The sequence below is a fragment of the Gluconacetobacter azotocaptans genome, from assembly GCF_014174355.1.
In the GTDB taxonomy this organism is placed as follows: domain Bacteria; phylum Pseudomonadota; class Alphaproteobacteria; order Acetobacterales; family Acetobacteraceae; genus Gluconacetobacter; species Gluconacetobacter azotocaptans.
The window spans coordinates 327,725-349,009 of the sequence record NZ_JABEQF010000002.1; the positions used below are offsets into that span (position 1 = coordinate 327,725).

The 21,285-nt window shown below is 68.2% G+C and carries 17 protein-coding genes and 1 riboswitch; of the genes, 9 read left to right on the forward strand and 8 right to left on the reverse strand.

Annotated features, from left to right (window positions below):
* Window positions 1–10: 10 nt before the first annotated feature.
* Window positions 11–1,381: a sugar porter family MFS transporter gene (locus HLH34_RS03585; protein ID WP_183118231.1), complete on the reverse strand. Its 1,371-nt coding sequence runs from the start codon at window positions 1,379–1,381 to the stop codon at window positions 11–13.
* Window positions 1,382–1,645: 264 nt separating this feature from the next.
* Here HLH34_RS03585 and pckA point away from each other — a divergent pair, with 264 nt between their 5' ends.
* Together pckA and aroD are read left to right on the forward strand one after the other, a co-directional pair.
* On the forward strand, window positions 1,646–3,229 hold the full coding sequence (gene pckA / locus HLH34_RS03590; protein ID WP_183118232.1) for a phosphoenolpyruvate carboxykinase (ATP): 1,584 nt from the start codon (window positions 1,646–1,648) through the stop codon (window positions 3,227–3,229).
* A gap of 77 nt (window positions 3,230–3,306) precedes the next feature.
* Complete coding sequence (aroD, locus tag HLH34_RS03595) at window positions 3,307–4,158, forward strand: type I 3-dehydroquinate dehydratase (RefSeq protein ID WP_183118233.1); 852 nt, start codon at window positions 3,307–3,309, stop codon at window positions 4,156–4,158.
* Window positions 4,159–4,168: 10 nt separating this feature from the next.
* On the opposite strand, the gene HLH34_RS03600 is transcribed toward aroD, so the two are convergent.
* Entirely contained in the window at window positions 4,169–4,666 is a 498-nt protein-coding gene (locus HLH34_RS03600) for a peptide deformylase (RefSeq protein ID WP_183118234.1), read from the reverse strand.
* Between the two features lie 92 nt (window positions 4,667–4,758).
* A riboswitch (TPP riboswitch) is annotated at window positions 4,759–4,865 on the forward strand.
* Window positions 4,866–4,937: 72 nt separating this feature from the next.
* On the opposite strand from HLH34_RS03600, the gene thiC reads away from it, so the two are divergent.
* The gene (gene thiC / locus HLH34_RS03605; RefSeq protein ID WP_183118235.1) at window positions 4,938–6,815 is read left to right on the forward strand and encodes a phosphomethylpyrimidine synthase ThiC; all 1,878 of its coding nucleotides are present in this window, start codon (window positions 4,938–4,940) and stop codon (window positions 6,813–6,815) included.
* Between the two features lie 45 nt (window positions 6,816–6,860).
* Here the strand turns inward: thiC and HLH34_RS03610 are convergent, their stop codons facing one another.
* Window positions 6,861–8,309 (reverse strand): aminotransferase class V-fold PLP-dependent enzyme, encoded by a 1,449-nt coding sequence (locus tag HLH34_RS03610; protein ID WP_183118236.1) that lies wholly within the window; start codon window positions 8,307–8,309, stop codon window positions 6,861–6,863.
* A gap of 110 nt (window positions 8,310–8,419) precedes the next feature.
* Between HLH34_RS03610 and HLH34_RS03615 the strand changes: the two genes are divergently transcribed.
* The gene (locus tag HLH34_RS03615; RefSeq protein ID WP_183118237.1) at window positions 8,420–8,881 is read left to right on the forward strand and encodes an Lrp/AsnC family transcriptional regulator; all 462 of its coding nucleotides are present in this window, start codon (window positions 8,420–8,422) and stop codon (window positions 8,879–8,881) included.
* Between the two features lie 24 nt (window positions 8,882–8,905).
* Here HLH34_RS03615 and HLH34_RS03620 read toward each other — a convergent pair whose 3' ends face one another.
* Window positions 8,906–9,298 (reverse strand): winged helix-turn-helix transcriptional regulator, encoded by a 393-nt coding sequence (locus HLH34_RS03620; protein ID WP_183118238.1) that lies wholly within the window; start codon window positions 9,296–9,298, stop codon window positions 8,906–8,908.
* Between the two features lie 77 nt (window positions 9,299–9,375).
* Here HLH34_RS03620 and HLH34_RS03625 point away from each other — a divergent pair, with 77 nt between their 5' ends.
* Window positions 9,376–9,984: an FMN-dependent NADH-azoreductase gene (locus HLH34_RS03625; protein WP_183118239.1), complete on the forward strand. Its 609-nt coding sequence runs from the start codon at window positions 9,376–9,378 to the stop codon at window positions 9,982–9,984.
* A 28-nt stretch (window positions 9,985–10,012) separates the two neighbouring features.
* Here the strand turns inward: HLH34_RS03625 and HLH34_RS03630 are convergent, their stop codons facing one another.
* The 3 genes from HLH34_RS03630 to HLH34_RS03640 all read right to left on the reverse strand — a co-directional run bounded on the left by HLH34_RS03630 (window position 10,013) and on the right by HLH34_RS03640 (window position 12,335).
* Entirely contained in the window at window positions 10,013–10,699 is a 687-nt protein-coding gene (locus HLH34_RS03630) for an HAD family hydrolase (RefSeq protein WP_244959599.1), read from the reverse strand.
* A gap of 168 nt (window positions 10,700–10,867) precedes the next feature.
* Window positions 10,868–11,047 carry a CsbD family protein gene (locus tag HLH34_RS03635; protein ID WP_183118240.1) on the reverse strand — a complete coding sequence of 60 codons (180 nt, stop codon included), beginning with the start codon at window positions 11,045–11,047 and terminating at the stop codon, window positions 10,868–10,870.
* A gap of 88 nt (window positions 11,048–11,135) precedes the next feature.
* The gene (locus tag HLH34_RS03640) at window positions 11,136–12,335 is read right to left on the reverse strand and encodes a sugar diacid recognition domain-containing protein (protein WP_183118241.1); all 1,200 of its coding nucleotides are present in this window, start codon (window positions 12,333–12,335) and stop codon (window positions 11,136–11,138) included.
* 145 nt (window positions 12,336–12,480) lie between these two features.
* Here HLH34_RS03640 and HLH34_RS03645 point away from each other — a divergent pair, with 145 nt between their 5' ends.
* Window positions 12,481–13,620, forward strand: a complete 1,140-nt coding sequence (locus HLH34_RS03645) for a glycerate kinase (protein ID WP_183118242.1) — start codon at window positions 12,481–12,483, stop codon at window positions 13,618–13,620.
* Window positions 13,621–13,640: 20 nt separating this feature from the next.
* Here HLH34_RS03645 and HLH34_RS03650 read toward each other — a convergent pair whose 3' ends face one another.
* Window positions 13,641–14,918, reverse strand: a complete 1,278-nt coding sequence (locus HLH34_RS03650; protein ID WP_183118243.1) for an MFS transporter — start codon at window positions 14,916–14,918, stop codon at window positions 13,641–13,643.
* A gap of 301 nt (window positions 14,919–15,219) precedes the next feature.
* Between HLH34_RS03650 and glgA the strand changes: the two genes are divergently transcribed.
* The 3 genes from glgA (at window position 15,220) to glgX (ending at window position 21,263) form a co-directional block, all read left to right on the forward strand.
* The gene (gene glgA / locus HLH34_RS03655; RefSeq protein ID WP_183118244.1) at window positions 15,220–16,875 is read left to right on the forward strand and encodes a glycogen synthase GlgA; all 1,656 of its coding nucleotides are present in this window, start codon (window positions 15,220–15,222) and stop codon (window positions 16,873–16,875) included.
* A 63-nt stretch (window positions 16,876–16,938) separates the two neighbouring features.
* The gene (glgB, locus tag HLH34_RS03660; protein ID WP_183118245.1) at window positions 16,939–19,158 is read left to right on the forward strand and encodes a 1,4-alpha-glucan branching protein GlgB; all 2,220 of its coding nucleotides are present in this window, start codon (window positions 16,939–16,941) and stop codon (window positions 19,156–19,158) included.
* Window positions 19,155–21,263, forward strand: a complete 2,109-nt coding sequence (gene glgX / locus HLH34_RS03665; RefSeq protein ID WP_183118246.1) for a glycogen debranching protein GlgX — start codon at window positions 19,155–19,157, stop codon at window positions 21,261–21,263. Before glgB ends, glgX begins: the two co-directional genes overlap by 4 nt.
* The last annotated feature ends 22 nt before the right edge of the window (window positions 21,264–21,285 follow it).

Sequence of the window (21,285 nt, forward strand, 5' to 3'; positions counted from 1 at the left end):
GGCGCGGAGGCTAGACGGCCTCGGGCGTCGAAAACACCCCGCGACGCAGGCGGTCCTCGATTTCCTCCAGCGATCGCCCGCGGGTTTCCGGCACGTAGCGCAGCACGAAGAAGAAGGCGAAGGCGTTGACGCAGGCGAACAGCAGGAAGGTGCCGCCGGCCCCGAACGCCTGCACCATCGACAGGGTGGTCAGCGAAATCAGCAGGTCGGCCCCCCAATGGGCCGCCGCCACTAGGCTCATGCCCTTGCCCCGGCAGGACAGGGGAAAGACTTCCGCACCGACGATCCAGATCGTGACCGACAGGCTGCCCACATTCAGGACCGCATAGGCCAGCAGGGCCACGACCATCATCCAGGCGTTCGGCCCGGTCGTGGCACCCAGATGAAACAGCGCGGCCAGCACGAACAGCGCCAGACTGGCCCCCGGCAGCAGCCACAGCATCAGCGTGCGCCGGCCGATCACCTCGACCGCCCAGCTTCCGAACAGGGTCGCCACGATCATGGCCACCCCGACCGCCACCGACGTCAGCAGCGCCGAACTCTCGCCGAAGCCGGCGCCCGAGAAGATGGTGGGCGCGTAATACAGGACGGCGTTGATGCCGGTCAGCTGGCATAGCAGGCCGATGCCCACGGCCGCGACCAGCGCCGGGCGGACCCAGGGCTGGGCCAGTTCCGACCACGGCGCCTGGACGTCGTGGGCGTCGATGATCTCCTGCAATTCGCGCTCGGCCCGCCGGTGGCTGCCGCGCACCCGGCGCAGGACGGCGCGCGCGCCCTCGAAATCGCCGCGCATCGCCAGCCAGCGCGGGCTGTTGGGCAGGAACGCCATGCCCAGCAGCAGCACCACGGCCGGCACGGCGCCCAGTGCGAACATGATCCGCCAGCTGTCGTGACGCAGCAGATATCCGGCGATGAACGAGATCAGCACCCCCGTCACCACCGCAAGCTGGAACATGCCGACCAGGCGTCCGCGCCGCCGGGCGGGCGCCAGCTCGGAAATATAGACCGGCACGATCTGCGAGGCAGCGCCCACGGCCAGCCCCAGCACGAACCGTGCCAGCGTCAGCAGCCAGATGGTGTTGGCAAGGGACGCCATGATGGTGCCGACGATGAAGACCGCGGCGGCCACCATGACGGTGCGCCGCCTGCCGCCCCGGTCCGACAGGGGGGCGGCGCCCATGCAACCCAGCAGCGCGCCGGCGATGATCGCGGAGGTGACGATCTGTTGTCCGCCCGTGCCCAGATGGAACTGCTGCGAAATCTGCAACAGGGCGGCGGAAATAATTCCCGTATCATATCCAAACAACAGGCCGCCGGCGGCTGATATTCCCGCCACAACATCAACAATAAGGTTTGATTCAGGTCGATCCAATTCATTCATGGCAGTATCATGTCAAAAATCCGGTCCAGATCAAACCATTGTTTTGTCCGTGTCCTGAAACATTTTTTGACTGCCCCCATAAAATTCTCCGGGAACTTTTTCGGTTGCCCTTTTCAGGACTGACGATCATGGCCGCGGTGTCAGAGTCACGCATTTGTGATGACACGCCCCGGTGTTGGTCAGGGAATTGCCATGCTGATCGCGCGAGACTGGCGCCCCCGGGCGACGGCCGGGGCACGACGACATATTCGGGAAACGGAAAAAATGAACAGCAATAATAATTTCCGGCCTGCCGGTTCGGACGACGCGCTGAAAGGGACCGGCCTGCGCCGCGCTGGCCCCGTTCATGCCAACCTGCATGCCCCCGCCCTGACCGAGATCGCGATTCGCCGCCACGAAGGCAGCCTGTCGTCGGGCGGCGCGCTGATGGTGCGGACCGGCCTGCACACCGGCCGGTCGGTGCGGGACAAGTTCATCGTCGACGAACCGGGCGTCAGCCCGGACATCTGGTGGGGCGAGATCAATGCCCGCCTGCCGGTCGAGGCCTTCCAGCGGGGCTGCGACCATGTGCGGGGCTATCTGGACGGGCAGGAGCTGTTCACCCAGGATCTGTATGCCGGGGCGGACCCGCGCCATCGCATCCGCATCCGGCTGGTGACCACCCATGCGTGGCATGCCCTGTTCGCCCGCAACATGTTCATCCGCCCGACGGCGGAGGAGTTGGAATCGTTCGCGCCGGACTACGTGATCCTGCATGCGCCAGACCTGCCGATGGACCCGGTGGCGCATGGCGTGCGCAGCACCACGGCCGTCATGCTGTCGCTGACGCAGCGGCTGGTCGTCGTCGCCGGCACCCAGTATGCTGGCGAGATCAAGAAATCCATCTTCACCGTCATGAACTGGCTGCTGCCGGAACAGGATGTGATGCCGATGCATTGTTCGGCCAATATCGGGCCGGATGGCGACGTCGCGCTGTTCTTCGGCCTGTCGGGCACCGGCAAGACCACCCTGTCGTCGGATGCGTCGCGGACATTGATCGGCGACGACGAACATGGCTGGTCACATGACGGGGTCTTCAATGTCGAGGGCGGCTGCTACGCCAAGGTGATCGGCCTGCGGCGCGAGGCCGAGCCCGAGATCTGGGACGCATCGCACCGCTTCGGTGCGGTCCTGGAAAATGTGGTGGCCGACCGGGACGGCCTCCCCGATTTCATGGACGGCAGCCTGACCGAGAATACCCGCGCCTGCTACCCGATTGATTTTGTGGACAATGCCAGCCCGGACGGGTGCGGCGGCGTGCCGCGCCATGTGGTGATGCTGACGGCCGATGCGTTCGGTGTGCTGCCGCCATTGTCGCGCCTGACGTCCGAACAGGCGGTCTATCATTTCCTGTCGGGCTATACCGCCCGGATCGCCGGCACCGAGACGGGGCTGGGCAAGACCCCGCAGGCGACCTTCAGCACCTGTTTCGGCGCACCCTTCCTGCCGCGCCGGCCCCAGGTGTACGGCGATCGCCTGGCGTCCTGCCTGGCGCGCGGGCCGGTGACGTGCTGGCTGGTCAATACCGGCTGGACCGGCGGCCCCTATGGTGTCGGGCAGCGGATTGCGCTGGCGCATACGCGCGCCCTGGTGCGCGCGGCGCTGGAGGGGCGGCTGGACGACGTGGCCTTCGAGGTCGAACCGCATTTCGGCCTGGCCATTCCCACCCGCGTGCCGGGCGTGCCCGACGACATCCTCGACCCCGCCCGGACCTGGGACGACCCGGCGGCCTATCGCCGCGCCGCCGCCGACCTTGCGGAACGGTTCGGGCGGAATTTCGAGAGTTTCCGCGCGGACAGCACCACATAGACATCAAGGTCGGGCTTGTCTCTGCCCGAACCCGGCAAGGGCCTCGGCCCTTGCCTTTGTGATGGAGCACCATGCCGATGCACAGCAGGACAGTCGGGGGCCCGACCCTCCGGGGCGTCACGGTTCGAGGGGTCACGCTGGGAGTGGGCCGCCCCGCCGTCATCGTGCCGATCACCGCCGTCACGGCGGACGAGGCCCAGGCGGCGGCCCATCGCCTGGCGGTGGAGGGCGCGGTCGATCTGGTGGAATTGCGGGTCGATCACCTGCAGTGCGCGCTGGACGCGCCACGGGCCGCCGCGCTGTGCCATGCGGTGCGCCATATCCTGGCGCATCGTCCGCTGATCGTCACCTTCCGCACCGGGGCCGAGGGCGGGATGACCCCGATCGGGGACGAGGCCTATGTCGCCTTCTACGACCAGGTGCTGAACGCCGCCGGCCCCGATGCGGCCCCGGACCTGATCGACGTCGAATTCAATCGCGGCCGGCATGTGGTGCGCCGTATCGTGACGGCGGCGCGGGGCGCCGGGGTGGGGGTTATCCTGTCGTCCCATGATTTCACCGGCACCGACAAGGCTCCGGCCCTGGTGGAGCGGATGCGCGCGATGCAGGAGTACGACGTCGATCTCATCAAGCTGGCCGTCATGCCGCGCGACGGCGGCGACGTGCTGAGCCTGCTGGCCGCGACGTACGAAATGCGCACCCGCTGGGCCGACCGGCCGCTGATCACCATGGCGATGGGCGGGGTGGGGGTGGTGTCGCGCCTGGCGGGCGAAATCTTCGGGTCGGCGGCGACCTTCGGCATGCTGGGCCAGCCCTCGGCCCCCGGCCAGATCGACGTCCATGACCTGCGGCATTGCGTCGATATCGTCCATCACGCCGCTGCACCCGACCTGCGGGTGGCCGGCACGCCGCCCGGCGGGGCGGGGTAGAGGGGGCGGACTATGCTGCGCGGCGCAGCTTCTCGAAGCGTTTGACCACCCGTTCGCGCTTCAGGCGCGACAGACGGCGGGTCCAGAAGAGGCCGTCAAGCTGGTCGATTTCGTGCTGCAGGCAGACCGCCAGCAGGCCGTCGGCATCCTCGACCCGCGCGGCGCCCGTCAGGTCGTGATAGCGCACCCGCACGCGGGCGGGGCGGTCGATGTCCGCCGACACCCCCGGCATGGACACGCTGCCTTCCTCGAACCGCGCGGTCTCGGGGCTGGCCCATTCGATTTCCGGGTTCACATAGGTCCGCACCTGCGCGTCCGGCAGCGCGATGACCACAAGCCGCAGGCCGATGCCGGCATGAGGCGCGGTGATGCCGATGCCCGGGGCCGCGCGCATGGTGTCCAGCAGATCGGCCGCCAGCGTGGCCAATGCGGCGTCGAACGCGGTCACGGGGGCGGCGGCGCTGTGCAGCCGGGGGTCGGGGTAGGGGACGATGGGCAGGATGGTCATTTCGCGGCGAGGGTAGCATCGGGCGGCGAGCGGATCACGGAGATTCAAGGTCGTGATGCTTGACCGGCCGTCCCCGCCCGGCGCTATGATCGCCGCGTTCTCCGGGGAGTCGCGCTGGGCGGCTGAGAGAGGGGCGAGCCCCTGACCCGTCGAACCTGATCCGGGTCATGCCGGCGAAGGGATGGGAATTTGACGCGGGCGCCCCGGATGGCGTGCCGCGACTGTGACATTCGCGCCGGCGCGGCTCCTCCAATAAACATGAGGACGCGTCATGAACAACCAGACCCATCGGTCCCGCGCACCCGCCACCGGCGACGTGACCATCGGCCCGCGCGCCGGCGGCCGCAAGGTGTACCAGCCGGGTACGCTCCATCCCGACCTGCGCGTGCCCTTCCGTCAGGTCGATCTGCATCCCACCGCGAACGAACCGCCGGTAACGCTGTACGATCCGTCCGGCCCGTATACCGACCCGCAAGCCACGATCGACATCGCGCGCGGCTTGCCGGGCATTCGCGGCCCGTGGATCGACCGCCGGGCGGATGCCGAGGTGGTGCCCGACCCGCGCGCCGTCCGGCCGGAGGATAACGGCGGCGCGGCCGGGGCGCTGCTGGCCCCCGCGTTCGACGATTCCCGGCGCACCATCCTGCGCCGCCGTCCCGGCCGCCTGGTGACGCAGCTGGAATATGCCCGCGCCGGGATCGTGACGGCCGAGATGGAATATGTTGCCATTCGCGAAAATCTGCGCCGCACGCAGGCAGATACGGCGCTGCGCGACGGCGAGGATTTCGGGGCCAGCATTCCCGATCACGTGACGCCCGAATTCGTGCGGGAGGAAATCGCACGCGGCCGCGCGGTGATCCCGGCCAACATCAACCATCCGGAACTGGAGCCGATGATCATCGGCCGCAATTTCCTGGTGAAGATCAACGCGAATATCGGAAATTCGGCGGTGCTGGGCCATGTCGCGGACGAGGTCGACAAGATGGTGTGGGCCACGCGTTGGGGCGCCGACACCGTCATGGACCTGTCGACCGGCCGCAACATCCACAACATCCGCGACTGGATCGTCCGCAACAGCCCGGTGCCGATCGGCACGGTTCCCCTCTATCAGGCGCTGGAGAAGGTCGGCGGCGTGGCCGAGGACCTGAACTGGGAGGTATTTCGCGACACGCTGGTCGAACAGGCCGAACAGGGGGTCGATTACTTCACCATCCATGCCGGCGTGCGTCTGCCCTTCGTCCCGCTGACCGCCCGGCGGGTCACCGGCATCGTGTCGCGTGGCGGCTCGATCATGGCCCGATGGTGCCTGGCCCATCACCGCGAGAGCTTCCTGTACGAGAAATTTCCCGAAATCTGCGAGATCATGCGCGCCTATGACGTGACGTTCAGCCTGGGCGACGGGCTGCGTCCCGGTTCCATCGCCGATGCGAACGACGCGGCGCAGTTCGCCGAGCTGCGGACCCTGGGCGAATTGACGCGCGTCGCCTGGGACCATGGCTGCCAGGTGATGATCGAAGGGCCGGGCCATGTGCCGATGCACAAGATCAAGCAGAACATGGACGAACAGCTGCGCCATTGCGGAGAGGCGCCGTTCTACACGCTCGGGCCGCTGACGACGGACATCGCGCCGGGCTATGACCATATCACCAGCGCCATCGGGGCGGCGATGATCGGCTGGTTCGGCACCGCCATGCTCTGCTACGTCACGCCGAAGGAACATCTGGGCCTGCCCGACCGCAACGACGTCAAGACCGGCGTCATCACCTACAAGCTGGCGGCCCATGCCGCCGACCTGGCCAAGGGACACCCTGCCGCCCGGCTGCATGACGACGCGATGTCGCGGGCGCGCTTCGAATTCCGGTGGGAGGACCAGTTCAACCTGGGGCTGGACCCCGAAACCGCGCGGGGGTTCCATGATGAAACCCTGCCGAAGGAAGCGCACAAGACCGCGCATTTCTGTTCGATGTGCGGGCCGAAATTCTGTTCGATGAAGATCAGCCACGGCATCCGCGACGCGGCCCTGGCCCAGAACCGGGTGGAGGAGGGCCTGTCGCCGGCCGAAATCGAAGCCGGTCTGGCGGAAATGGGCGCGCGCTTCCGCGACAAGGGGGGCGTCATCGACGTGGCGATGGACCCGGCCCCCGTCTGATCGGGGGCATCCGTCCCGATCCCCGGCGGCCGCGTGTACCGGGGATCAGGCGGCCCGGAAGCGGGCGGTGCTGCAATCGCCGACATAGGCGTCGGCCATCGGGTAGGGGGTGCGTGCCAGCTCGTCGACGGCCGCGATGATCCGCAGGGCCTTCGCGTCGTCCATCAGCGCGCTGAAATTCAGGCGGGTCCAGCCGGGCTTGTCCATTTCCTCGCCGCCCAGGATGGCGGTGCGGAGCGCCTGCGACCGGGCGGCGTCGATGCCCAGCAGCCGGTGGGCGTAGGGCCCGGCGCAGGCGCAGCCGCCACGGGCCTGGATGCCGTAGCCGTCGGACAGCATGCGGGTGAACAATTGCTGATGGATCATGCCGCCGCGCAGCGGGTCGCGCACGCGAAACGAAAAGATCGGCAGGCAGGTCGTTGCTCCCCGGTTGCCCAGGATCTCGATATTCGGGTTGTGGTCCCAGACCGCCAGCGCCGCGCGGCGGAATGCGGCGTGGTGCGCGTCCATCCTGGGCTGCCCGATAGCCTCCTTGACCAGGAAGGCCAGCCCCGCACGGATGTCGCCCACGACATTGGGAGTGCCGGCTTCCTCGCGGCAGGCCAGGCTTTGGGAATAATCATGTCCCCAGGGCGACACGAACCGAACCGTCCCGCCACCGGTAAAGACCGGTCGGTCGCGCGAGACCGCCGCATCGCGAACGATCATGACGCCGGACGCGCCGGGGCCGCCGATGAATTTGTGGGGCGAGACAACCACGGCATCCTTCTCGAACGGGGTGCCGGCCTTCATGTCGATGGGCAGGTAGGGGCCGCCGCCCGCATAATCCCAGACCGCGCGGGCGCCGTGACGTTTCAGCAGGGCCGTCACGGCATCGGGCTCGGTGACGATTCCCGTCACGTTCGATGCCGCCGAGAACGCCCCGACCCTCAGCCGCGCCGGCCCCGCCGCGGCCAGTGCCGACGCCAGCGCGCCCAGGTCGGGGCCGCCCTGTTCGGCCTCGGGGATCTCGACGATCTCGGCGCCGCTCTCGCGCCAGGGCAGGATATTGGAGTGATGTTCATAAGGTCCGATGAAGACCACCGGGGCCTGCCCGGCCCGGGCGGCGTCCTCGACCCCCAGCAGATGCACCAGGCGGTTCAGCCCCGCCGTCGCCCCGGACCCGGTGAAGATGGTCGAAAATGCCGCCGTCGCGCCGCACAGGCGGGCGATCTCGTCCCGCGCCGCCTGCCGCAGGCGGGTCATGTATCGCCCGCAGTACGAGGCCTCGGTATGGCTGTTGGCGTAATAGGGCAGCACCTGCGTGGCCACGAAGTCCTCGACTTGGCGCAGGGCGCGGCCCGAGGCCACGTAGTCGGCATAGATCAGCGCCCTGCTGCCGAAGGGGCCGGGAATGGGCGCGCCTTCGCCGATCACGCCGTCCCGCAGGGCCGCCAGGTCGCCGGCGCCCAAGGCGGCGGCGAAGTCCGAAAGCGGGGTGTGGTCGTCCTGCATCGCTCTGTCCTCGGCTGTCTATCGGTCGGATGACGATAGACCCGCTTGCGTGGACAAACTTCACCATTCCATGCTTCCAGATGCGGCATATTGTGGTCATATGATCGGTCATGAGCGAGAAAATGGATCATTTCGATCGCGCCCTGTTGCGGGCGCTGCAGAAGGACGCCACGCTGTCGCAGCGCGAACTGGCCGACATCGTGGGGCTGTCGCAGAACGCCTGCTGGCGGCGGCTGCATGCCCTGCGCGAACGCGGGCTGGTACGCGGGCAGACCGTGCGGCTGGATGCGGGGACGCTGGGCCTGAAGCTGACGGTGTTCGTCATGGTCCGCACCCGGCATCATTCCCAGGAGTGGCTGCAAACTTTCCGGGGCGCGGTGACCGCCATCCCCAACGTGATCGATTTCTACCGCATCGCCGGCGACTACGATTACATGCTGAAAATCGTGGCGGCGGACATGAACGCCTTCGACGAGATCTACCGGCGTCTGATCGCGCAGGTCGAACTGGATACGGTCACATCGTACATGGCGATGGAGGCGATTTCGGACAATCGCGACCTGCCGATCTGAAACAGTGTCCGGAACGGGGCAGGGCTACGGCTGCCGCGCGTCGAACGCCGCCTGTGCGGCGTCGATGTCGTCCATATGGTCCAGCGCCCATTGTCCCAGCGCCTGTACCGGCTCGCGCAGCGAATGGCCCTGCGCGGTCAGCGCGTACTCCACCCGTGGAGGAATGGTGGGGTAGACGGTGCGCGTCACCATCCCGTCCCGTTCCAGCCCACGCAGCGTCAGCGTCAGCATGCGTTGCGAAATGCCGCCGACCATACGGCGGATTTCATTGAAGCGGCGGGGCCCGTCGCCCAGCAGCATGACGATCAGGACGCTCCATTTATCGCCCAGGCGCGCCAGCACGCGGCTGACTTTGCGGCAATCCCCATGGGCCGGGTCCGCCGGCGCGGCGGTTACAGTACTGTTCCCGTGTATCAAAAATGTGCCTCCTTGCGCATCGGCGTCATGGTGACGAACCTAGCCTCGGTTACAAACATATACCGAAGGTACGTCCGATGACACTCCTGCACCTCGACGCCAGCATCCTGCCCGCCGGCCAGTCGGTCAGCCGCGCGCTGTCGGCCGCTGCGGTCGACCATCTGCTGGGCCTCAACCCGGATCTGACGGTCACGCGCCGCGACCTGGTGGCCGATCCGCTGCCGCACATGACCCCGGCCAACCTGCCGCCCGATCATCCGGGGTCGCAGCCGGGCGACGAGGCCGCGCGGGCTGTCAGCGCGACGGTGCTGGAGGAATTCCTGGCCGCCGACATCGTGGTGATCGGCGCGCCGATGTACAATTTTACCGTGCCGGGACAGCTCAAGGCCTGGATCGATCGTATCCTGGTGCCCGGGCGTACCTTCAGCTACGGCCCGGACGGGGTCCAGGGCCTGGCGGGCGGCAAGCGCGTCGTCATCGTCCTGTCGCGGGGCGGGCTGTATGGCGCGGACACGCCCTATGCGGCGGCCGAACATGTCGGCACCTACCTGCGCACGGTGCTGGGCTTCATCGGGATCGGGGCGCCCGAGATCGTGGTGGCCGAAGGGGTTGCGCGCGGCGACGACATGCGTGCGGCGGCCCTGGCGGATGCCCGCCATGCGATCGCGGCCCTGCCGGCGGCCTGACGGCGGGCGCGGACGGCGCCGCCGTTCCTTACGACCGGGCCTGCCGGATGAAATCCAGCACCATGTGCAGGTCGTCCATGATCGCCAGGGCCTTCCGGCGGATGTCGTCGTCGGGCTCCAGCAGGTCCGGTACCACGATGACCCGGATGCGGGCGGCGTGGGCGGCGCGCGCGCCGCTGTGCGAATCTTCCAGCGCCAGGCACCGCGCGGCCGGAACGCCGATCCGGCGGGCCGCGGTCAGGTAGGGTTCCGGGTCGGGCTTGCCCCGCGTGACGTCGTCGCGCGTCACGATGGCGTCGAACCGCCAGTGCAGGTTCGTCAGGGCCAGGTGATGATCGGCGCGAGCGCGGCTGGACGAGGTCGCGATCGCACGGGGAATCCCCTGGGCGTCCAGATAGTCCAGCAGCGGCGCGACGCCTTCCTTCAACACAAGCCTGCCGGCATCGACCAGATCGCGCAGATGAACCTCCTGCGCCGCGAAGAAGTCGTGCAAGGGAAAAGAATCGCCATAGGTTTCCAGCATGAGGGCGCGGCACCCATCGGCCGCCACGCCGACCATGCGCCGGCAGAACGAGTGGGATACATCATAGCCCAAGGTCGTGCCGGCATGGATCAGCGCATCCATGGCCAGGCTTTCGCTGTCCAGCAGCAGGCCGTCCATGTCGAAGATCACGCCGTCGATCGGCTGGAGTGTCATCATCCGTGAGTCGGGCATGCGGTCCCCTGAACATGTGTCTTCAGTCACCGGAGACGTCGCCGCCTTGATGATGACGCTTTCCGCGCGGGGCAGGGGCAGATGGTCTGGGAAAGGTGTGGTGGCCCGGCAGAGGGGCAGGGCGGCGGATCGCCTCCTGCCCCCGGACGGCCGTTGGAACTTGTGCGGTCAGAGCTTGTTCAGCGTGCCCTTCACGCCGCCCTTGGCCTTTTCGGCCTGGCCCTTCATCTTCTGGGCCGCGCCCTTGGCTTCCAGTTCCGGATTGTTCGTGGCCTTGCCGATGCCGCGCTTGACCTCGCCCAGCATCGTATCGGCATGTCCTTTGGCTTTGTCTTTCAGTTCGCCCATCTCGGGTACTCCATGATGGTGCCTCTCTGGCCGGAGGCCGGCAGGAATGAAACGCCCGGCGGGGGCGGAAGTTGCAGTTCCGGCGCCGTCATCCGCCCGGCGGTGCAAGCTGAAGCGCCAGGTACAGCGCCACGATATCCTCGGTCCGCGTCAGATCGACACCGCAGATCCGTTCGATCTGCTTCAGGCGGTAATCCAGGCTGTTGCGATGCAGGTCCAGCGCCTGGGCCGTGGCGGCCTGCTGCATGCCATGGGCCAGCCACGTCGTCAGCGTGCGCAGCAGCGGCGCATGCCGCGCGTCCTTGATCAGCGGGCGCAGGGGCGCGCGCAATTCCTCGGCGCGCCAGTCCTGGTGCGTACCATCCAGCAGCACGGGCAGGCGCATGTCCTGATAGAACAGCGTCTGTCGGTCCGGATACAGCCGGCGGCCGACCGCCAGCGTCGCGCGTGCTATCCGGCAGGATCGCGCCAGCCCGTCCGGTCCGTCGAAATAGCGGCCCAGCGCCAGACGCAGCGACAGGCCGGTGGCCTCGGTCGCGCGGGCCAGCAGGCGGGCGGCGCGCGCGCGGTGCCAGTCCAGGCTCCAGGCCCCCCTGGCGTTCAGCGCGGGCATCAGGACGACCATCTCGGTCAGCGACAGCGACGCGACCAGATTGCCGGCTTCGGGCACGCGCAACAGCGTGATCAGTCGCTGCAATTCGCCCAGCAGAGCGCTGGCGTCCCGCATGTCGCTGCGGACCTCCAGAATGGCGGCGATGCGCGGCCGGTGCAGATCGACGCCCAGCCGGGCAGCCGATTCCATCAGGGCCGGCAACGGGGTTTCGCCCCGCACCAGGCTCAGCACCAGTTCTTCGCGCAGGCGGGCGTCGTGCGAGACCATGCGCGTCTGCCGCGCCTGTTCCAGCATCGTCTCGGCAGCCATGCGCACCAGTTCGGCATAGGGCCGCATGCTGGCCGGCGTCCCGGTCAGCCCCACGCAACCCACCACCGCGCCGCCCACGTGCAGCGGCAGGTTGACGCCCGGCCGCGCCGCCGCGCCGAACTGGCGCGCCGTGCGGGCGCCGATCTCGACCGGGGCCTGCCGGGCGATGACCAGCAGCGCGGCATCATGGATCTGGCCCAGTCGTGCCGCGTCGCCGCTGGCGACGATCACCCCCCGTGCATCCATGACGTTGATGTTGCAGTCGATGATGGCCATCGACCGGTCCACGATGGCCTGCGCCAGCGCGGGGTCGATCGACCAGCGTGGCGGGCCGCCCTGCGGCCCGGGGGATTCCGGAACGGACATTATCGAGGCCTGGGCGATTGCCTGAAATTTTGGGAGAATAACCGGAATTTTTTAGTGCATTTGCATCAAGCCTGCCAAGGCGTTTCTGCCCTACCATTCCGGCACGCCCTGTGCCGCCCAAGGGCTATCAATCGGGGAGCCGGCGATGAAAATCGTGATTGTCTGTGATTCCTTCAAGGAAAGCCTGTCGGCGCTGGATGTGGCCGACGCGATCGAGGCCGGTTTTCGCGAAATCTATCCGGACGCGACCTATGTGAAACTTCCGGCCGCCGACGGGGGCGAGGGCACGGCGGAATCGCTGGTGGTGGCGACCGGCGGCCGGATGCTGCGGCGCAGGGTGACGGGGCCGCTGGGCGAACCGGTCGACGCCCATTACGGCATCCTGGGCGACGGGCGCACCGCCGTGGTGGAAATGGCCGCCGCCGCCGGCCTGATGCTGGTGCCGCGCGCGCTGCGCGACCCGTTGACGGCCACGACGTACGGTGTGGGGGAACTGATCCTGCAAGCGCTGGACCACGGCTGCCGCCACGTCATTCTGGCCCTGGGCGGCAGCGCCACGAATGATGGCGGCGCCGGGATGGCGCAGGCGCTGGGCGCGTCGCTGCGCGACCGCTCGGGCGCCGAACTGCCGTTCGGCGGCGGCGCCCTGGGCCGCCTGGCGACGATCGACATGGCCGGGCTGGACCCCCGGCTGGCCGACTGCCGGGTCGAGGTGGCGTGCGACGTCGACAATCCGCTGACCGGACCGCACGGGGCATCGGAAATCTTCGGACCGCAGAAAGGGGCCACGCCCGAGATGGTGCGGTTGCTGGACTACAATCTGGCGCAGTACGGGCGCGTGCTGGACCGCACGCTGGGCCGGGCGGTCGGGGACATTCCCGGTGCCGGCGCGGCAGGGGGCATGGGGGCGGGGGCGATCGCCTTTCTCGATGCCACCCTGCGCCCCGGCGTGGATATCGTGATGGAGGCGCTGGGCCTGGATGCGATCGTCGCGGATGCCGACCTGGTCATCACCGGCGAGGGGCGGATCGATGGGCAGACGGTGCATGGCAAGGCCCCCGTCGGCGTCGGCCGCGTGGCCCGCCGCCACGGCCGGCCGGTCATCGGCATCGCCGGGTCGCTGGGGGCCGACGCCCAGGCGGTGCATGCCCACGGCATCGACGCGGTGTTCAGCGTGGTGAACCGTCCCTGCACCCTGGACGAGGCCCTGGCCGAAGCCGCCGTGAACGTCCGCGCCACCGCGCGGAACGTGGCGGCCGCCACCGCCCTGCTGTGTCCACGCTGAAGGTATATGCTGACGACGGATCAGACCGGATCGCCTGAGGGAACGGAGGCCGGCAGCAAGGTGGGATGCGCCCGACCGTTCAGCAGGGCCAGCGTGATGATGCCGCAGGCGGCGGCCCCCACCACCAGCATCATCGCCGGCGCCAGGTTGCCGCCGGTATGCGAGGCGATCCCGTTTTCGATCAGGCCGGTGCTGGCGGCCAGCAGGTTGCCAAGCTGGTACGCCACGCCGGGAAACGTCGCCCGGACGTCGGGTGGGGACAGTTCGTTGAGATAGGCCGGGACCACGCCCCACGCGCCCTGGATGCAGAACTGGATGAGGACGGCGCCAAGGCCGATCCCTGCCGTCGAGCCGGACAGCGCCCAGAGCGGCAGCAGAGGCAGCGCCAGGCCGGCCGCCAGCGCCATGGCGCGCGGCCGGCCGATCCGTTCGGACAGGATGCCGAAGCACAGCCCCCCGGCGATGGCCGCCAGATTGTACAGCACCACGATAAGCGTGATGGTCGGGTGCGGAATGTTCTTTTGCAGGGCGAGGAAGATCTTGGGATAGAGGTCCTGCGACCCGTGGCTGAGGAAATTGAATGCCGTCATCAGGCAGACGGCATACGCGACCAGCGGCCCGTGACGCCGCAGCAGCGTCCGGATTGACCCTCCGCCCGCATCGCGGGCCGTCTTGCCGGCGGCGTGCGCCGCGTGCCGTCGCGCCAGCCAGACCGGGCTTTCCTTCACGAAAAGGGCGATGTAGGCGACCGAGACCACCGACGTCGCGCCCAGCACGAACAGCCCGCGCCAGCCCAGCGCGGGCAGCAGCAGGAACAGCAGCGAGGCCAGCAGATACCCCGCCGGGTATCCCGCCTGCAGCAGCCCCGACGCCATGCCGCGCCAGTGGGCGGGAACGGTCTCCATGGTCAGCGACGTGCCCACCCCCCATTCGCCGCCCAGCGCCACCCCGAACAGCAGCCGCAGGGCCAGGAACAGGCCCAGCGTCGGGGCGGCGGCCGACAGCAGTTCGATGCCGGAATAGGTCAGGATCGTCGCCATCAGCACGGGCCGGCGTCCGTACCGGTCGGCCGCCCGCCCGAACAGGTACGCGCCCAGCGGGCGGCTGATCAGGGTCAGGGTGGGGGCCAGCAGGATGGTTTCCAGCGTGGTGGCGAAGCTGCGGGCGACATTGTCCAGCGTGAACAGGACGATGAAGAAGTCGCACGCATCCAGCATCCAGCCGAGGAAGCAGGCCGCGATGACGTGACGCGCGTCGGCGCCGGTGCGCGTCTGGGGGGGAAGGGACAGGACATTCATCGGCGCAGATGGTTCCTCGGGGTTTCGCGATATCCCTTCGTTTCTAGCCGGAACCCGCCGGCCGGACAGGCGGATGACGATCACGAGATGGGCAGGTGGCTGACAATCGGGTGAACCCGGCAGTCCGGCGGGCGTCGTCGCCGAGTCACGATTTCGGATTATTGATGAAAATGACGTTAGTTTTTCCTTAATATCACTTTCCTGTGAACGGTGTGCCGTCGGGCACTCCGGCTCGTTAGGAACAGCAGATCGGCGCGATCTCACGCCGTCGTCCTCCCCCCGCATCAGGAAGGCCAGAAAGATGGATCGACACCACCAGGTTCCGTCCAGTCCGGTCCAGGTGCTGTCCGTCGCGTCCGAGATGTTTCCCTTCGTCAAGACGGGGGGGCTCGGCGACGTCGTCGGCTCGCTGCCTGTGGCCTTGCGGGCCGAGGGCGTGGCCGTCACGACTCTGCTGCCGGGATATCCCGCGGTGCTCGATGCGCTGGAAGGCCCGGTGCGGGTGGCCGAAATGACGCCGTTGCCGGGGGTCGAGGTCGCGCTGCTGGAAGGCATGGCGGCGGGTCACCGCCTGCTGGTGGTGGACAGCCCGGCCCTGTTCCGGCGCAAGGGCAATCCCTACCTGGGCCCCGATGGCGTGGACTGGCCGGACAACGGCGTCCGCTTCGCAACCTTGTCGCGCGTGGCGGCCACGATCGCCCAGGGGCATGTCGCCGCCTGCCGGCCCGATCTGGTGCTGGCCCACGACTGGCAGTCCGGCCTGACCGCCGCTTACCTGCATTATGACGGCCAGCCGGCGGCGCCGGTGATCCATACCATCCACAATATCGCGTTCCAGGGGCGTTTTCCCGCGCGGGATCTGGAACGGTTCGGCCTGCCGCCTCATGCTTTCGCCATGGACGGGGTAGAATACCACGGCGATATCGGGTTCCTGAAGGCGGGGCTGCATTTCGCCACCTGGATCACCACCGTATCGCCGACCTATGCCCGCGAGATCCAGAAGCCGGAATGGGGGATGGGGCTGGACGGCCTGCTGCGCAGCCGGTCGGACCGTCTGGTTGGCATCCTGAACGGAATCGACACGGACGATTGGAATCCGGCGACCGACCCGGCCGTGCTGTTCCCCTACCAGGTGGGCGACTTCCGGGCACGCCGGCCCAACAAGCGCGCGTTCCAGGCCGAATTCGGCCTGCGTCAGGACCCGGATGTCTTCCTGTTGGGCCTGGTCAGCCGCCTGACCGGGCAGAAGGGGGTCGATATCCTGGCCGACGTCGTGCCGCGTATCCTGGACGACCGGACGCAGCTGGTCGTCGTCGGCAGCGGCGAGGCGGCGATGGAACAGGCTTTCGCCCGCCTGTCCCGCCGGTTTTCCGATCGTCTGGCGTGCCATATCGGCTACAGCGAGCAACTGGGCCATCGCCTGCAGGCGTCGGCTGACAGCCTGCTGATCCCGTCGCGGTTCGAACCCTGTGGGCTGACGCAGTTGTGCGCCAGCCGGTACGGATGCGTGCCCATCGCCTCGCGCGTGGGCGGGCTGGCCGACACGATCATCGACGCCAACGCGGCGGCGATGGCATGCGACGCGGCGACGGGCTTTCTGTTCTTCCCCACCGACCCCGACACGCTGGTCGCTGCGATCGAGCGTGGCGGCGCGATGTTCCGCGACCCGCAACGCTGGACGCACCTGCAACGCAACGGCGCGCATTACGACGTTTCCTGGCGGCACAAGGCGCGAGAGTACGCGCAACTGTTCCGCCGGGTGCTGGGACGGAACGACGCCGTATCCGCGGGCACCGAGAAGGACATCATCCTGTCCCGGCGTGGCACGCATGGTCGGCGGCCGTGGCCGCCCGGCCCGCCGGGCGCCGACATGCCGTCGCGGACCGGGCGGCTGGCCCGGCAGGCGGCGCGACGGTCGCGCGTGCGACCCCACGACCCGCTTGCCCGGTCACATTGATCCCGCCACCGCCCCGCGCCTTCCCCGCCGCCGACCGATGCCCGCCAGACGGAATCCCGCCTCATGAATGCTGCCCGGAATGACAGTGCCTATGTCCTGCCCCCCGGGACCGAGGATCTGCTTCGTGGCGTCTGCGCCGATCCGTTTTCGGTGCTGGGACGTCACCCGAATGGACGAACCGACATCGTGCGGGCCTTCTGCCCCGATGCGCGGGCCGTCAAGCTGGTGGTGGTGCGGCCACGCGCGGCCCCCGTCGAACGCGCGATGCGCCGCGTGGACGATCGGGGCCTGTATGTCGGCACCGTGCCGGCGGGCGCGTCGTACCGGCTGAAGATCGGCTGGGCCGACGGGTGGGAGGAAACCGAGGATTCCTATTCCTTCGGCCTGCTGCTGGGCGATCTGGACCTGCATCTGTTCACCGAGGGGCGGCATCGCGAACTCGATCGCGTCATGGGCGCCCAGGTGACGGAAATCGGCGGCGTGACGGGCGTGCGCTTCGCCCTGTGGGCGCCGAACGCCTTTCGCGTGTCCGTCATCGGCGATTTCAACGTCTGGGACGGGCGTCGCCACCCGATGCGCCTGCGGCATGCGGCCGGGATCTGGGAATTGTTCATCCCGCGCATCGGCCCCGGCGAACGCTACAAGTACGAGATCCTGGACCAGGACCGCCGCCTGCTGCCGCCCAAGGCCGACCCGATGGCCCTGGCGACGGAACGGCCCCCGGCCACGGCCTCGGTCGTCGTCGATCCGCACCCCTTCCCGTGGGACGACGAAGAATGGATGAACGGACGTGCCGCCCGACAGGAGGATTCGGCGCCGCTGTCGATCTACGAAGTGCACGCGGCCTCGTGGCGGCGGCCGGACGGCGACCCGGCGGGCATCATGCGCTGGGACGAGCTGGAACGGACGCTGATCCCCTATGTCGTCGAAATGGGGTTCAGCCATATCGAACTGATGCCGATCATGGAGCATCCGTTCGGCGGGTCGTGGGGGTACCAGACGCTGGGGCTGTACGCGCCCTCCGCCCGCTACGGATCGCCCGCGCAGTTCGCCTCTTTCGTGAATGCCTGCCATCGGGCGGGGCTGGGCGTCATCCTGGACTGGGTGCCGGCGCATTTTCCCGCCGACACGCACGGCCTTGCCCGGTTCGACGGGTCGTGCCTGTACGAGCACGAAGACCGCCGGGAAGGGTTTCATCCCGACTGGCACACGCTGATCTATAATTTCGGCCGGCATGAGGTCAGCGGCTTCCTGATCGGCAGCGCGCTGATGTGGCTGCAACGCTACCATGTCGACGGGCTGCGGGTCGATGCGGTGGCGTCGATGCTCTATCGCGACTACAGCCGCGAGGAAGGCGAATGGATCTCGAACATCCATGGCGGGCGCGAGAATCTGGAAGCCATCCAGTTCCTGCGCGACCTGAACGGCTCGGTGGCCCACTACTGCCCGTCGGCCATGGTGATCGCCGAGGAATCCACCGCCTGGCCGGGCGTCAGCCGGCCGGTCGCCGATGGCGGGCTCGGCTTCGCCTATAAATGGAACATGGGGTGGATGCACGACACCTTGCAGTACATGTCGCGCGATCCGCTCTGGCGGCGGTACCACCATTCCGAAATCATGTTCGGCCTGTATTACGCCTTTTCGGAGCGCTTCATCCTGCCGCTGTCGCATGACGAGGTCGTGCACGGCAAGGGGTCGCTGATCTCGCGCATGCCCGGCGACGAGTGGCGGAAACATGCGGGAATACGGGCCTATTTCGCCTTCATGTGGGCGCATCCGGGCAAGAAGCTGCTGTTCATGGGCGGCGAGCTGGCGCAGGTCCATGAATGGCACGCCGACGGCGAACTCGACTGGCGGGGCCTGGGCAACCCGATGGCGCGCGGGGTCCAGGGGCTGGTCCGCGACGTCAACCGCCTCTACCGCGCCCTTCCGGCTCTGCACCGCGAGGATTCCGTGCCGCAGGGCTTTGCCTGGATCATCGGCGACGACAGCGAGAATGCCGTCTTCGCCTGGCTGCGGCTGGCCCACGGCGTGCCGCCGGTACTGGTGGTGTGCAACATGACGCCGGTGCCGCGCCCCTTCTATCGCGTGGGCGTGCCTGTGGCGGGGTACTGGCGGGAAATGCTCAATACCGACGCGCAGGATTACGAGGGGTCAGGGGTCGGAAACGAGGGCGGCGTCCATACCACGCCCGATGCCGCGCACGGCTACGCCCAGTCCTGCGTCCTGACGCTGCCGCCGCTGGCGGTGCTGTACCTGTCGCCCGAGGGGGGCCACGCATGATGCGTTTTCCCGCGCGCCTGACGGCGGGGTCCAACATGCCCCTGGGCGCGACATGGGATGGGCTGGGCGTCAATTTCGCGGTGTTCTCGGCCAATGCGGTGCGGATCGACCTGTGCATCTTCGACCCCGCCGGCCGGCGGGAAATCGCGCGCTTCGAACTGCCCGAACGCACCGACGAGGTCTGGCACGGCTACCTGCCGGACGCGCGGCCCGGCCTATTGTACGGATTTCGCGCCTATGGCCCGTACGAACCACTGCGCGGTCACCGGTTCAACCCGCACAAGCTGCTGATCGACCCCTATGCCCGCGCGCTGCACGGGCAGCTCAGCTGGTCGGATTCGCTGTTCGGCTACCGGATCAACTCGCCGCGCGTCGACCTTTCGATCGACCGGCGCGACAGCGCGCCGGCGATGCCGAAATGCGTGGTCACCAACGACGCCTTCAACTGGGGCGACGACCGGCGGCCGGCCGTGCCGTGGGACCGGACGGTGATCATGGAGGCGCACCTGCGCGGTCTGACCATGCGGCGCGCCGACCTGCTGCCGGTGGAACGCGGCACCTTCCGCGCCCTGACCGACCCGCAGCTGATCGACCACCTGCTGCGGCTGGGTATCACGACGCTGGAGCTGATGCCGATCCACGCCTTCGTCAAGGACCGTTTCCTGCTGGAACGGGGGCTGACGAACTACTGGGGATACAACACGCTGGCGTTCTTCGCCCCCCATGCCGGCTATCTGGCCGAGGGCTCGCCCCACGAGGTCCGGACCGCGATCCGCCGCCTGCACGCGGCCGGGATCGAGGTGATTCTGGACGTCGTCTACAACCATACCTGCGAAGGGAACGAACTGGGCCCGACCCTGTGCTATCGCGGCCTGGACAATGCCAGCTATTACCGGCTCGTTCCCGAAGCCGAGCGGCATCTGATCAACGATACCGGCTGCGGCAACACGCTGAACCTGTCGCATCCGCGCGTGTTGCAGATGGTGATGGATTCGCTGCGCCACTGGGCGCGCGATTTCCATGTCGACGGGTTCCGCTTTGACCTGTGCTCGACCCTGGGGCGGGAAAGCTACGGGTTCGACCAATCCTGCGGGTTCTTCGATGTCCTGCGGCAGGACCCGCTTCTTTCCACGCTGAAGCTGATCGCCGAACCGTGGGACCCGGGGCCGGGCGGCTACCAGCTGGGCAACCATCCGCCCGGCTTCGCCGAATGGAACGACCGGTTCCGCGACACGGTGCGGCGGTTCTGGCGCGGCGACGGGTTGCAGCGCGGGGATCTGGCGGCGCGGCTCAGCGGGTCGGGCGACGTGTTCGACCGGCGCGGGCGGCGGCCGTGGAGTTCGCTGAATTTCGTGACCTCGCATGACGGGTTCACGTTGACGGACATCGTCAGCTACGCCGAGCGTCACAATGACGCGAACGGCGAGAACGGACAGGACGGCCATTCCGAGAATTACAGCGCCAACTGGGGCGTCGAGGGGCCGACCGACGACCCCGCGATCCTCGCCACGCGCGACCGGCTGAGGCGCGCCATGATGGCGACCCTGTTCCTGTCGCAGGGCACGCCGATGATCCTGGCGGGCGACGAATTCGGGCAGACCCAGCACGGCAACAACAACGCCTATTGCCAGGACAACACCACGACATGGCTCGACTGGTCGCTGGCCGAGGATGGGGCCGGCCGAGCGCTGTGCGCCTTCGTGGCGCGGCTGGCGGCGGTGCGCGCCGCACACCCGTCGGTGCGCTGGGGCGGCTATCTGTATGGCCATCGCGAAACCGTGCCCGGCCTGACCGATATCGCCTGGTTCGGCCCCGACGGCAATCCGATGACGCCCGGATCGTGGAACGACGAAGGGGGGCGCGTGCTGGGCCTGCTGCGCTCGTGCGAGGATGCTTGGAATGGGGTGGACACCACCTATCTGATCCTGAACGCGGGGGCCGAGGACGCACAGTGCAGCCTGCCACCGGTGCCGGGGACATGGACGATGCTGCTGGATAGTGCCGACCCGGCGCGGGCCGAGGAATCACTGGGGCAGGTGACGCACTGGCGCGTTCCCGCACGCGGCCTCGTGCTGCTGGGGTTCGAGGCCCGGCGAAGAACATGAAGCGCCAGACATGAGGCGCCAG

What these genes read in the sequence shown, in the direction of transcription:
- HLH34_RS03585 (WP_183118231.1), bottom strand. Translation starts at nt 1,381, where the DNA reads ATGAATGAATTGGATCGACCTGAATCAAACCTTATTGTTGATGTTGTG.
- pckA (WP_183118232.1), top strand. Translation starts at nt 1,646, where the DNA reads ATGAACAGCAATAATAATTTCCGGCCTGCCGGTTCGGACGACGCGCTG.
- aroD (WP_183118233.1), top strand. Translation starts at nt 3,307, where the DNA reads ATGCACAGCAGGACAGTCGGGGGCCCGACCCTCCGGGGCGTCACGGTT.
- HLH34_RS03600 (WP_183118234.1), bottom strand. Translation starts at nt 4,666, where the DNA reads ATGACCATCCTGCCCATCGTCCCCTACCCCGACCCCCGGCTGCACAGC.
- thiC (WP_183118235.1), top strand. Translation starts at nt 4,938, where the DNA reads ATGAACAACCAGACCCATCGGTCCCGCGCACCCGCCACCGGCGACGTG.
- HLH34_RS03610 (WP_183118236.1), bottom strand. Translation starts at nt 8,309, where the DNA reads ATGCAGGACGACCACACCCCGCTTTCGGACTTCGCCGCCGCCTTGGGC.
- HLH34_RS03615 (WP_183118237.1), top strand. Translation starts at nt 8,420, where the DNA reads ATGAGCGAGAAAATGGATCATTTCGATCGCGCCCTGTTGCGGGCGCTG.
- HLH34_RS03625 (WP_183118239.1), top strand. Translation starts at nt 9,376, where the DNA reads ATGACACTCCTGCACCTCGACGCCAGCATCCTGCCCGCCGGCCAGTCG.
- HLH34_RS03630 (WP_244959599.1), bottom strand. Translation starts at nt 10,699, where the DNA reads ATGCCCGACTCACGGATGATGACACTCCAGCCGATCGACGGCGTGATC.
- HLH34_RS03635 (WP_183118240.1), bottom strand. Translation starts at nt 11,047, where the DNA reads ATGGGCGAACTGAAAGACAAAGCCAAAGGACATGCCGATACGATGCTG.
- HLH34_RS03640 (WP_183118241.1), bottom strand. Translation starts at nt 12,335, where the DNA reads ATGTCCGTTCCGGAATCCCCCGGGCCGCAGGGCGGCCCGCCACGCTGG.
- HLH34_RS03645 (WP_183118242.1), top strand. Translation starts at nt 12,481, where the DNA reads ATGAAAATCGTGATTGTCTGTGATTCCTTCAAGGAAAGCCTGTCGGCG.
- HLH34_RS03650 (WP_183118243.1), bottom strand. Translation starts at nt 14,918, where the DNA reads ATGAATGTCCTGTCCCTTCCCCCCCAGACGCGCACCGGCGCCGACGCG.
- glgA (WP_183118244.1), top strand. Translation starts at nt 15,220, where the DNA reads ATGGATCGACACCACCAGGTTCCGTCCAGTCCGGTCCAGGTGCTGTCC.
- glgB (WP_183118245.1), top strand. Translation starts at nt 16,939, where the DNA reads ATGAATGCTGCCCGGAATGACAGTGCCTATGTCCTGCCCCCCGGGACC.
- glgX (WP_183118246.1), top strand. Translation starts at nt 19,155, where the DNA reads ATGATGCGTTTTCCCGCGCGCCTGACGGCGGGGTCCAACATGCCCCTG.